Annotated in this window: 8 protein-coding genes; 3 read left to right on the top strand and 5 right to left on the bottom strand. The window is 45.7% G+C overall.

The features are described from left to right. Positions 1-104: 104 nt before the first annotated feature. The 3 genes from AWU77_RS18770 to AWU77_RS18760 all read right to left on the bottom strand — a co-directional run bounded on the left by AWU77_RS18770 (position 105) and on the right by AWU77_RS18760 (position 6,440). Positions 105-2,429, bottom strand: a complete 2,325-nt coding sequence (locus AWU77_RS18770; RefSeq protein WP_062067811.1) for a glycoside hydrolase family 2 TIM barrel-domain containing protein — start codon at positions 2,427-2,429, stop codon at positions 105-107. 83 nt (positions 2,430-2,512) lie between these two features. Further along, positions 2,513-3,634 carry an arabinogalactan endo-1,4-beta-galactosidase gene (locus AWU77_RS18765; protein ID WP_062067196.1) on the bottom strand — a complete coding sequence of 374 codons (1,122 nt, stop codon included), beginning with the start codon at positions 3,632-3,634 and terminating at the stop codon, positions 2,513-2,515. A gap of 94 nt (positions 3,635-3,728) precedes the next feature. Continuing rightward, on the bottom strand, positions 3,729-6,440 hold the full coding sequence (locus tag AWU77_RS18760) for a TonB-dependent receptor (RefSeq protein WP_062067193.1): 2,712 nt from the start codon (positions 6,438-6,440) through the stop codon (positions 3,729-3,731). Positions 6,441-6,721: 281 nt separating this feature from the next. On the opposite strand from AWU77_RS18760, the gene AWU77_RS18755 reads away from it, so the two are divergent. Beyond that, the gene (locus tag AWU77_RS18755) at positions 6,722-8,164 is read left to right on the top strand and encodes a rhomboid family intramembrane serine protease (RefSeq protein WP_062067190.1); all 1,443 of its coding nucleotides are present in this window, start codon (positions 6,722-6,724) and stop codon (positions 8,162-8,164) included. Further along, complete coding sequence (locus AWU77_RS18750) at positions 8,151-9,680, top strand: hypothetical protein (protein ID WP_062067188.1); 1,530 nt, start codon at positions 8,151-8,153, stop codon at positions 9,678-9,680. The genes AWU77_RS18755 and AWU77_RS18750 overlap by 14 nt, the downstream gene beginning before the upstream one ends. Here AWU77_RS18750 and AWU77_RS18745 read toward each other — a convergent pair. After that, the gene (locus AWU77_RS18745) at positions 9,677-11,254 is read right to left on the bottom strand and encodes a serine/threonine-protein kinase (protein WP_152625407.1); all 1,578 of its coding nucleotides are present in this window, start codon (positions 11,252-11,254) and stop codon (positions 9,677-9,679) included. The genes AWU77_RS18750 and AWU77_RS18745 overlap by 4 nt on opposite strands. A 139-nt stretch (positions 11,255-11,393) precedes the next feature. On the opposite strand from AWU77_RS18745, the gene AWU77_RS18740 reads away from it, so the two are divergent. Beyond that, a complete protein-coding gene (locus AWU77_RS18740; RefSeq protein WP_062067180.1) occupies positions 11,394-11,885 on the top strand; it encodes a CinA family protein in 492 nt (163 codons plus the stop codon). On the opposite strand, the gene AWU77_RS18735 is transcribed toward AWU77_RS18740, so the two are convergent. Continuing rightward, a complete protein-coding gene (locus AWU77_RS18735; RefSeq protein ID WP_062067178.1) occupies positions 11,862-12,824 on the bottom strand; it encodes a glycosyltransferase family 2 protein in 963 nt (320 codons plus the stop codon). The two genes, AWU77_RS18740 and AWU77_RS18735, sit on opposite strands and share 24 nt — an antisense overlap. Positions 12,825-12,979: the final 155 nt, after the last annotated feature.

The raw sequence follows: 12,979 nt of genomic DNA, 5'->3' as shown, positions 1-12,979 counted from the left end.
ACTGTATTTTTATATTGATCTCAGCTGTCAGCTCCAGGCAACCCGTTTGTTGAAGAAACCAAAAAAGCCGTGCCTTTAACGGCTTTTCTGCTCTCTTAAAAATGTTATTGGAAATTGATGTTGGCTGGAGCAAGTTCCCCACTGTTTGCACTAAGGCTAACTCCTTCGATTGAATCACCAATCTCAATTAACGCACTGGCAATACCTCCGCTGGTGTTCACTTCTACAGGGCTGATTAGTTTTGCACTGCCTTTCACACTGAAGGAGACAGGGACATTATTGCTGTACGTTGGATTGCCATCACTATCTACTAATTGCGCGTATACAAATATTGCATCCTTAACGCCTGCTTGTGCAGCTTTGCCGCTGGTGTCTAAGGTTAGTCGCAAACTTTTTGCGGCACCTGCGGTAACCTGACGATGTTCGGCGACGGCTTTGCCATTGATGTACGCAATGGCTTTTAATTCACCTGCTTCAAATTTTTCCAATGCAAAGGTGAACGGTGGGTGTGGCAAATTGTTGCTGTTGCCGTTTTGGTCCGGTGTTTGTTTGGCAATAATTTTTCCGTTAAGCAACAGTTCTACTTCATCCGCATTACTGAATACGCGCACATTGGTATCAGATTTTTCGTTCCATTCACTGGCGATAAATACCATAGGGCCTGAACTAAATTTTTCGGAAACTTCATTGGCGTCGCGTTGACTTTGGTAGAAGTAGTAGCTGTATTTAGGTAGGCGGTCGATGCTCATAATGCCTGATGCCTCCAGGTCTGGAGCGTAACCACGGTTGTAATCAAACATTACCCAGTAGCCGTCAGCAAATGCGGGTGTGTTGAAGTTATCGTTGTGCGCTTCCTGAATATTAGCGGCTTGTTGCAATAAACGTGTTTCGCCATCGCTTAACAATTGGCGGCTGGAGCGGTCAGCTTGCAATAAATTTGCCCAAGCGGTTTGGTTTAAACCGGCATTCATGGCGTAGTATTCCCAATCACCGTATTCGCTGACGATGTAAGGTTTCGTTGGTTTTTTGTAATGTTCCAATCGGTGTTGGCGTGCCTGTAAGTAAATGTCGTAACCATATTCCTGCCAGCCAGCAGACATAGCCCCTGGATATTCTTCATCGATAATTTGAGTAAGTGAATCTATAAAAGATTCGGTCATCCAGGATTCGTTTAACGAGCACTCCCAGGCCATTACGGATGGATGGTTGCGGTCGCGGCGAATTAAATCGCGACAGGTTTGTTGAATCTGGGCTTGAAATGCCGGGTCTTCAGAAAAATATTGCCAGCCTAAAATCGAATCCAGCAAGACCAGCCCCAATTCATCGGCAGCGGCCATAAACGCGGGCGAATGTGGGTAATGTGATAGGCGCACGTAATCGAATCCAGCGGATTTTATTTTTACAGCGTCGCGATAATCTGCGGCGTCAGACGTTGCATAACCCACATACGGATATTCCTGATGACGATTTACACCGCGTAAAAAGATTGGCTGACCGTTGATCAAGAGCTGATTTTTGACCCATTTAAATTCGCGGATACCAATTCGAGTGGTTTGCTCGTCAACCAGTGAATCGCCTTCATAAACGCGAGTAACCAGGTTGTAGAGGTTAGGTTTTTTCGGCGACCAGAGTTGTGGATTGGCAAGTACTAAATCAATAGTATTTTCCGCGTCGGTATTTCCATTTACGGTTTGCAGTTCGCCGGTTTGATTAACGATTACTTTGTCGCCTGCTAATAATGTTTGCTCCACACGGAATTGTTTTGGATCAATATGGGTATTGGCGACATGTGTTTTTATCCTGATAGTGGCTTGTTTTTCTGTAACCTGTGGATAGCTTACAAAAATTCCACCACTGGCAGTTTTGCCTGCTGCGACTGCATCAGTAATGTGCAGGTCATTATTGATCTGCAAATACACATGACGATAAATGCCGCCGTAGGTATTAAAATCCAAATCCTTTAATGGCTTCGGACCGGTGACAGGGTTGTCGCGGTTATCCAGGCGTACCATTAATTCATTAGGCGCATCCCATTTTAATCTTTTAGTGAGGTTGACAGTAAAAGGTAAATAGCCGCCCACATGAGTTGCCAGTTTTTCGCTGTTGAGCCATACCTCGGCCACGTTCATAGCTGCTTCAAATTTCAGTGAGATTTGTTTTTCCTGCCAGCTTTCCTGCATTGTAATTATTTTTTTATACCATGCATCGCCTTGAAATTGTTCGTTAACAACCAGTGGTTCAATTTTGGGTGTGTGGGGAATTTGCACCGTTTCCCAGTTTTTGTATTGCTGTGCTGCGGCTAAATCGAGCGCACTGTCGCTGCGGAAAAATTGCCAGTCTTTGTCATAGAGCATGTCTGCAATCGGGGCTGTATTTTGTGCGCTGGGCGAGCAGCCGGTGATAAGGCTGCAGAGCGCAAGGCTGTACATGTAAAATTTGCCCCGGTTGAAAAATTTGGTATTTATCATAATGTCTCTCACTCGTTTTCTTTTAAATTACAGGGGGAGTTTAATTATTCGGTGTACTCTGCCGAAAAGAATAAAAAGGCGGGCAGAGCGTTGTTACGGCGCGTTGCATCAAAAAAACTGGCATTTTCCCAGTGTGAGCCGCGGCCCCACAGAGTTTTGCAGCGGTTGCTGACCCACGCCGGCTCCCAATAGATTACCCCTAATCCACCTGCGGCTTTCACAAATTGGGTTAATGCTAGCAGATAAAACAATTGACCTTTTACGGTGGCTGGGTACTCCGGTTGTATTGCTTTTTCACCCAGTACATTGCCTGCTTGGTCAAAGTTTTTTAATGTCCAAGGGTAGGCAGTTTCAACAATCATCACTTCTTTTTGATAGGTGTTTTTTAATGTTTTAATGGCGTCCGGCAAATCCGGCAGCTTATAGGTAGACCACTGCGGGTAGTAGGAGAGACCGATAATATCGTAATCTTTAATGCCATTTTCGCTAGCTTGTTTAAACCACCAAAGTGCATTTTCCGGTTGCGCTATGTGCAGCACTATTTGAATGGATTTGTTTGACGCTTTGCTGTAATCGCGCACGGCTTTAATTCCGCTATTTAATAGTTGTGCATTGCGTGGCCAGTTGGGAATGCCATGTACGATGGATTTTTCTTGTTGCAGTATTTCGATATTGGTTTCATTGCCGACTTGAACCATATCCGGCAACAGGTTTTTTTCATCGAGTTTGCGAAGGGTTTCAGTGGTGTAATCGTAAAGCGCTTTGGCTAATTCATTAGTGTCAGTGATATGCGCCCAGGCTTTTGGGATAAATTGTTTTTCCGGGTCAGTCCAGGTATCGGAATAGTGAAAATCCAGCAGGGTTTTCATCTTGTTGTCTTTCGCGCGCTGTAGTGTTTTTTCTACATCATAGTAATCCGAATATTTTGTCCATTCAGCGTTGTGCCAAATACGTACACGCACAATGTCTGCGCCGTTGTTGGCAAACAAGGTAAATGGGTCAACTTTTTTTCCTTTATCGCGATAGGTTGCACCACAGTCTTCCATTTCATTGACATAGGATAAATCAGCGCCCACATAAAAGGGTTTTTCGGCCCAGCTGTACAGGCATAAACTTGTAAGTAAACTACCAAGAGTGACGATTAACGTTTTTAGCGAAAATTTCATAACAGTGTCACGCTAGCAAAAGGCCAAAAAAATCGGCTGCCGAAGCAGCCGCAATAAGGGAGGATTCCATTTACAACTTACACACGTATGCTTATTACAGCTTCCAATTCAAACCGACGGAATAGCGTGTACCAAACTCTTCATATTTGTTGATATGGTTTGGATTGTTAGATTCCAAACCATAGGTTTTGTAGGGCTCGTCGGTGAGGTTTTGTACTTGGAAATAAACTTTATAGTGATCATTAAATTCGTAAGAAAGGCTTAAATCCCAATAACCTTCCGCATCGTTCATGCCTTCTTCGCCCATCACCAAATTAATGTCGCGTTGGAATGCACTGCGATAGCTGTATGAGGTGCGCGCTTCAAACCCATTCAGATAGTACCAGAGGGTAAAGTTGGCAACATCTTCCGACAAGCCCGTCAGACCCGCTTTGTAATCGCTGTTAAGCGGTACAAATTGTTCAACGTTCGATTCGTTGTGCGAGTAGTTGGTATAAATACCCAGGCCATTAAACGGCGCGGGCAAAAAATCAAACGATTGCTGCCACAATAATTCGTAACCGCGAATATAACCGCCGCTGCCATTAATTGGGCGCGATACCGTGTACTCTTTGCCATTATTCACCACCGTTTCTGCATCGGCGGCGCGAGCGATAAAACTTTCCAAATCTTTATAGAAAAGTGTTGCAGCAAATTGCGAGCCTTCTGCGTAATACCATTCGTAAGACAGGTCGGCTTGATCGGCGCGGAATGGATCTAGCTTGGGATTGCCAGACGTCGATTCACCCGGGTTGGAGCCCCATAAATCCTGATTGAGATTCAGGCTTGGGCTCATCATATTCACTGGCGCTCGTGCCATGGTTTTAGCAGCGGCAAAACGTAGCAGCTGCTCATCGTTTAAATGTAATGTCCAGTTGGTGCTCGGCAATACATCACTGTAGTCATGATCAACAGAAATAGCTTCTACCACTTGTTGAGGCTGCCAGTTGCCGGGAGTTACTTCTACCCAAACATCTTCACCTTGTTGGTAGCCGCTAGAGGTGGTTTCGGTTTCAACACTGCGTACACCGAGGTTACCGGTTAGCGCCAGACCAAACACTTCTGTGCCCATATCCAACTGAATGTATTGTGCGCTTATATCTTCACTCACATCCCAGCTGGAAATTAAATCATCGGCATCACCTGGAGTTGGATTTTTTAAACCGCCGAAGTAGTTGTTAATCACGGCAGCGCGATTTACCGCTAAATAGTCGGGCAGGTCGCTCCAATAGCTATCACTTTTTGCATCGATAATAGCGCTTGCAGGAATCGCTGAACCGGCATTTTGTGTAACGGTCTGCGACCAGATTTGTCCGTGTTCAAATTTATCGCGGCTGGAAATGGCGGCACCGAACTTAACTGCTTGCAATAAACCTGTATCAATTTCGCGAGTGAAATCCAGTTTAAATGAGCTGAGTTCATCGCCGCCTTCTGCTTGGGGCTGAACCTGAATATTCGCGACCTGATTGCTGTTAGTGTTAGTGAGTGATGCATCGAGCAATTTGAACGTCATGCGGCCATCAGTTGTTGCCCCGAAGGTTGCGCGGCCAGGTGCGCTATTTTCGGTACGCACAGTTGCCCAGCGCTTGTTGCGGCTGGTTTCCGATACGCCCGCGTCAGCTGCAATGGTCCATAAATCTTGCGTCCACTTTACGTTCACTCCGTGGCTGGAGAGCTCATCATCTTGCACATATTCCTCATTCAGATTACGTAGCGAGCTGAGGTTAACTGTGCCGGAAAGTAAATCCACTGCGCCCGCGCCGAGATCGCTGTTGGTGTATGCGGTGGGCGCTGTCTCGATTAAATTCCATTGGTTATCAAAATTGTTGCTGATTTGAAAATCAAAGCCGCGCTGATTCTCGCGTATATCAAAAGATGACCAAAAGCCGTCATAGCTGATTTCCAAATTGTCATTGGGTTGCCATTGAATTGCGCCCATTACACCTTGGCGCTCATCTTCGCCGCCACGCACCAGAGCAGAGCCGCCCCATGGTGCGATCACATTTGCGCCCAGTTGGTTATTCCATTGGGTGTTGTGCCAGGTATCACCATAATTCCAAATTTCTGCGCGCTGTGTGGCAATAGCTTCAGAGCGGCCTGAATAGCCGATGGCAACACCGAGTGTGTCATCTAGGAATTGATCGATATAAGAAATGCTGATGCGTTGGCCCATGCCATCGTTGGCGGCATCATCTATATCCTTCCCTAGTTCGGATAAAGTTGCGCGCAGGTCCACTACCACTTTGGTCGAATCGTAATCGAGTGGCTTGATCGTATCCAAGTTGACGGTGCCTGACACCCCGCCTTCTGGAATCCATGCTTGAGGTGTTTTGTAAACCTGCGCAGCATTGATTAATTCCGATGGAAATTGGTCGTATCGGATATTGCGCGTTTCTTCCAGAATCGCTACTTCCCGGCCGTTCAGCGTCGTGAAGCCGAGCATGCCGCCCATGCCGCGAATAGAAATTTGGCTGCCATTGCCACGGTCGCGATCCTGTGCCAAGCCGGGGAGACGCTTTAAAGAGTCGCTGATGGATACATCGGGCAGTTGGCCGATATCCTCGGCCGAGATAGCTTCTACTACACTGGCGGAGTTACGTTTGATCTCTGCGGCAGATTGCAGGCTTTTCAAGAACTTGCCGGTAACCAGTACCTCTTCGACCAGATCATCTTTAGCCGCACTTTGCGCATTGGCCAAAGAAGCGAACAGGCTAATGGCCAAAAACAGGCTGGAGTGTGCAAAACGGGTTGATGCGGTGTATCTCATGGCTTCCTCTCATTTATCGATTGTTATATATATCATATTTATAGGCTAATATTACCGATCAGTGAAAAAGTGTCAAGAGGAAAGTGGGCTGCCTTCATATATAGTCAACTTTGGGGGGAGTGATTTGCTGATGGGAGTCACTGCCGTATTGAGGTTAGGTTAAATCCGCATTAGGTGTGGCGGCAAAGGTTGGGTAGAATTCATAGTGGCGTGGCGTTGGTCAGCTGTGAGGCCGACTGTTTTGATGAAATGTGTTACCCAAAAGGAATAGAGAATAAAAAATGATTATAGTCCCGACTGAAAAACAACTGGATTGGCGCAATGCTCCGCTAGTGCTGTGTGCACTGGTATTGATGAACGTGATGGTGTTTTTTTTCTACCAGAGCGGCGATACCAAAAAAATTATCGAGGCCATTACTACTTATCAAGCCAGAGATTATTTTGCGCAAGAGTGGCCGGTATTTGAAAAGTATCTGGAAGAAAAGCAGGACCTCACACTGCTGAAGAATTATCGCCAACAATTTCAGCAGGGTGATGTTGACTTGATTATTGGCGATATGGTGATGAACGAAGCCTTCTACGCCTATCTGCAGAAAAATTACCGCAGCTATTTTACCCCGGATTATTACGCCGAATGGGCGCCTGAGCGGACGCGCCTGCATGCGCAATTACAATCTGTTAGCTACATCGCCAATGGTTTGCGAGCGAGCGATATGCGCGTCTCCACGTTTATTACGCATCAGTTTTTGCATGGCGATATTATGCATTTGCTGGGCAATATGTTCTTTTTAATTATCTGTGGCTTTGCGGTAGAGGCGGCAATTGGCCATTGGCGATTTTTATTATTCTATTTGTTATCTGGTGTTGCTGCTGGCTTTGCACAGGTGGCGTCTGATTGGAGCAGCACTACACCGCTGGTGGGAGCGTCTGGTGCCATCTCTGGCGTGATGGCGATGTATCTCGCCGTCTTTCGCTTGAAAAAAATTGAATTTTTTTACTGGTTTTTCTTTTTTGTCGGGTATTTTCGTGCCCCAGCACTGTTGATTTTGCCATTTTATATTGGCAAAGAAATTTACAGTTATCACAGCGATAGTGAATCCAATGTGGCGTTTATGGCGCATGCGGGCGGTTTTGTAGCAGGTGTATTTCTGATTGGTATCGCATGGTTGCTCAACCGTAAAATGTTTAATACGCAATATATTGAAACTGACCAAACTATAGATCCTCGTCAACAACAATTGGCCGATATCTATGCGGCAATTGAAAAACATCGTTTTGAACAAGCGCTCGCGTTGGTAGATGCACTGATCAAGGAAAAAGGGCTCACCTTTGATGTGGCGATGATTCGCTACAATTTGCTAAAAATTTCGCGAGGCGACGCCTATTTGCCAGCAACGTTAAACTTATTAACAGTGCCGCTGCTAGCGCCGGAAGAGGTGAAAAAGTTGGACAAGGTGTGGAAGGATAATCCTGATGTGCACATGCAGTTATCCGAGCAAGCTGCATTAAAACTGGGCATGCAATTTACTGCGTTGGAAAGCCCGCAATCGGCGGAGCAATTATTTTTGCAGCTACAGGCGCGCGGTTGTAACAATCCAGCCTTTTCGGTTTACGCGAGCAAATTAGCGGCAGCCTTTCTGCGCTTGCGCGATACGGGGAAAAAATCCCATTACGATGCTGTAGCCCAACAACTCGCACAAGGAGCTGAACGTGGATTACTGTAAATATCATCCGCTGGATGGCGCCACCTATGCGTGCCGTGCCTGCAATAGTCGGCAATGTGATAAATGTGTTGATGACGCACACAGGGCAGCGCATTGTTTTGTTTGCGGCGCAGTGCTGGAAAGTCTCGGTTCTGCCAATACGGTAGAGCCATTTTGGCGCAGGTTAAAAGAGGCGTTTAAGTATCCGGTCAATGCTAACTCGATGAGTTTGATTGTCATCACAGCGATCATTTCAGTGCTCGCAGCGCTTATGCCGTTTTTATGGATTCTATCCTTAGCGATGTATTTGTTCGCTGCCGGCTCACTGATGAAGTACAGCTTTACTTGTCTTGAACGCACCGCGATGGGTGAAATGAAAGCCCCGGATGTGATGGATGCCTATTCCGGCGGGATCAAGTTGTTATTGCAACTGGTGCTAATGACAGTGGTGTTAACTGTACTTGTTGGGGCTGCTTATTATTATCTCGGCGCAGCGCTCGGTGGTTTATTGGGTTTCATCGCCGTGTTTTCTTATCCAGCTATTTTGATTCGTTTTGCGCAAACGGAAAATATGCTAGAGGCTATGAATCCTTTTGCCGCCATTGCGCTTATGGCCGCAATCGGTTTGCCTTACGGACTGCTAATCGTGTTTATGTTAATCATGATGACCTCGGTCGGTGTTTTGCATGAGTGGATCGGTGCAGTGTTTCCGGCAATGTCGTATTTGTTGCAGTCGATTGTTTCAAATTACTACACAGTGGTGATGTTTCATTTGATGGGCTACATGTTGTTCCAATATCAAGAACAATTAGGTTACAGCGCACGTTCGGATGAAGACGATGAAGGTTCACAGCGCAGTGAACAGGAGCGGCTTAGCGCAAAAATTGAAGTCATGCTAAAAGAAGGGGATTACGAACAGCTAGTAAAGCTTTATTACCATGCGTTTAAGCAATACCCCAATGAACCCCTATTTTTTGATAAGTTTTTTGATTTACTTTACGCATGCAAAAAAACGGCTTTGATGGAAGATTACGGGCTGACCTATTTGGAATTCCTCAATCGTCGCAAACGATTCGATAAACTGACGCCAACGTTTAAGCAGATCTTGTTTGTCGCACCTGATTATCTTCCCGATTCACCCATCATGCGTGTGCAACTGGCTACTTTGTTGAAGCAGCAGGGGGATTCAAAGTTAGCGGTGAAGTTGCTTAATGGTATCCATAAATTGTATCCCGAGTTTTCCGGTTTGCCTGATGCGTATAATTTATTGGCTGATATTTTGACTGAAATACCGAACATGCAATTGCAAGCGGATAAATGCCGGCAAATGGCGGTGCAGTTAAAACGTAAGGCTGATGAAAGACAGGCTGCGTTGGTATTGCAGCAAGAACAAAAGCGCGTGACTGAAGCGCAGGCGCACCATAAACCGACAGGTGTGAAAGCGGTGCGTAAAGGTGGCCCACCATCTGGAACTACAATAAGCGGACTTACCTTGGAGTTGGTGCCACTTGAGCCAGTTGCTGAAAAACCGGATTAATTGCCAATCATTTTTTCCAGAATCTGTGTTTTTTGCTCGCCCTGTAGCTGGCTAAATACGCTGCCAGCCAATTCCGCACTGGCAATACGTTTGTGCGGGCTAGTGTGGATAATTCGCAAAATCAAGCGGCGTACTTTGGGTGGTGCTTTGCGTAACCGCCAGCGATTTTTTAATCCCCATAAGCTGGGTGATGGTAGGGTTCCGGTAAATAATTGGAATAGCATTGCACCCAAAGCATAGACGTCGGCACCAGCAGATACAGCTTCATTGGCAGGTTGATACCAGTGAGCATCATCGCCATAGCTGTGTGCAGGAAAGCCAAAGTCACTCAGTTTTAAATGATTCTTTTTCGCAAACAATACATTGCTAGGGCGTAAATTGCCGTGCACGATTCCGTAGGAATGGGCGCAGGCGAGGGCGTTACACAGTTGTTGTGCAATCGTTAAACACTGCCCTAGGCTGAGCGATTGAGTCAGTCGCTCTTGTAAGCTTCCGCCGGGTAAATACTCCATTGCGCTGATGAATACCCGCGGATTTTTCCCTGTACCAAAGATGCGCACTATATGGGGATGTTGCACCTGGGTTAATTTGGCAGCGTATTGCGGCGCGTTGCCGAGGTGATCGAGGTTTTGTTTTTTTATCACCAAAAAACGTTGGCGATTAGGATCGTTCACTAAATAAGTTGCACCGAAAGGATTTTCTTTTAAGACATCGAGCAAGGTGTAGTTCGGCGGAATATTATCGCGGGTAGATTCGTTGCCCCAGCGATTGCCTTGTAAATGTCGCCCCTGCGAAATTAATAATAGTTGCTGGCGAACCTCATCAGCGCCGCTAGGGCGTTGCTTGGGATCAGCTTCAATGCAGCGATTAATTAATGGCCGCAATGCATTGGCCATTTGGTATTTGTCGTTGGTTTGTTGTGCGTAAGTGTGCTCATTGGCGAGCATGGGCACTACACCAAAAATTAACTCGTGCATCAAAACGCCAAGAGAATAAATATCACTCAGTTGATTAGTGTGCGATGTGCCACTGTGTTGCTCGGGTGCCATGTAAGCACCGGTTCCCATAATTCTTTCTTGATTGGGATCAGTTGCTTCTTTATTCGCAGTAAAGTAACCCGCGATACCAAAATCCACTAAGTAGGCGTGACCATCATAATCCACCAAAATATTGGCTGGTTTGATATCGCGGTGCACAACCCCGTTGCGATGCGCATAAGCCAATGCGCTACACAGCTGGATAAGAATATTCAATTTGCGCGTGAGGCTAATATCGGTGCGCGGCAATATGGTTTCGAGCGATACACTTTTCACATACGGCATAACGAAATAGGGCAGTTGTTGTTCACTCATCCCTTTGTCAATGATTTGAATAATATTCGGATGGCTTAACCGCGCGACCAATGTGGACTCTTGTTCAAATTGCGCTTGAATGATCGGATCTTGGTTCAGGCTTGCATCCAATACTTTAATAGCAACGGCCCGGTCGAGGGATTTCTGTACTGCCAAATACACCTTGGCCATACCGCCTTCGCCAATCAGCGTTTTAATGTGATACCCCGGAATTGTCTGCACGCGCAATCTCTCACCAGTTATATGGCTTCAAGTATAGATCGCCTTATCGCACCCGCTTAAAAGTTTCCCGTGCTGGCATCTACAACCAATTCGCGGCACACTATCGCCATCTTATTTTTGCGTAATCGGGTTCCACACAATGGATGATCATCTACACCAGCTGAGCCAACGTCTCGGTGAGCAATTACTGCAGCGTAATTGGCGTATCGCCACCGCAGAATCTTGCACTGGCGGTGGCGTCGCTGCGGCGATCACGGCAATTCCTGGCAGCTCCGCTTGGTTTGAATACGGAATCGTTAGCTACGCCAATGCCGCAAAAGAAAAACTACTCGGTGTATCCAGCGAAACTCTCGCACGCGAAGGTGCAGTGAGCGAAGCCGTGGTCATCGAAATGGCGAGAGGTGTACTGGCACTATCGGGCGCTGATATAGCGGTTGCGATTAGCGGTATTGCCGGGCCAAGTGGTGGCTCAGTTGAGAAGCCGGTTGGTACGGTCTGGTTTGCTTGGGCTACTGGAACAGGGGAAATTAAAACTGAATTGAAGCGGTTTGATGGGGATAGGGCAGCGATACAAAGGCAGGCGATTAGTTTTGCTGTGACAAAGCTATCAGAAGTTTCCGAACCAAAGTAAAGTGATTAAAAAAGCTCTTCGAAAACGAAGGCTTTGATAAAAAAATTCTTTTTTGTTGCCAGTGATGTATGCGGTTAATAGCATTGGAAGGCTGTATATTATTTCCTTTATTTGGTTCTCTAAAACGCCAAGTGGTTTGTTTAGAAATCGTTTTCCTGGTTGCAGTGTTGCGATTCTTAATATGGGTTTGGCGCACGCCATATATTGATTGGTTATGTTTTCCTCTTTGTATTCCCGCGGCTTTAATCTATGCCTGATTGTCAATTCGGGGCAATAGTAAATCGTCTTTTCTGCTTCAACAAGACGATAAAATACTAAAGTTTCTTCTCCGCCAGCTAATAGCGCGCCTTTACGCCCCAAGGTTGGGTCGAATCCACCAATTTCGATAAGACAGTTTTTTCTAATGCAGGCATTTTTTGAGAGAAAGGGGTATCTCTTATCGCTTATTTGAAACTCTTCATCTCCATAATCAATCGCAGCAAAAAAACTTTGATATTTTTCATCTTCATACCACCACGGCGACGGCATATCCCAAATAACAGTAATCTTTCCGAAGATGCAATCTGGATTGCTGACCAATATCCTGTTGATATACCTCTCTAACCAATATTGAGGTATTTCAGCATCATCATCAGTATATAAAATATACGCGCCAAGTGAGTTTTCGAACCCCGTATTTCTAGCATGGGAAATGCCTTGGCGAGACTCAAAGTAATGCCTAAAAGGAAAATTTGTATTTTGTATATTTTCTAATACTTGATTTGTGTTGTCAGAGCTATTGTTGTTAATGACAACTAATTCTACTCGCTCAGGATTACTAATTTTTTGCGACAGTATTTGCTGTATGGTAATGGCTAATGATTCAGAATTATTATAAGTACATATCACAATGCTTAGCAGTGGCGAGAGTACTCCATTTTCGTCTGGTGGTGGGTTCAATTCAACTCTCCTGCTAATTTTCGCTGATGCCAAACTTGCTGCTACAAAATAGTGCATGTGAGTTGGTGTGTGTAGCTATTGCAGCGAAATTTATTTTTGCTGCTGATAGTGGATGATCGTTAGTATATCCTTTTTGCTGATGAAAATCAGTCTGG

The sequence above is a fragment of the Cellvibrio sp. OA-2007 genome (assembly GCF_000953825.1).
GTDB lineage: Bacteria > Pseudomonadota > Gammaproteobacteria > Pseudomonadales > Cellvibrionaceae > Cellvibrio.
The sequence above is the reverse complement of the archived record's forward strand: the minus strand, read 5'-3'. Positions and strand labels throughout refer to the sequence as shown.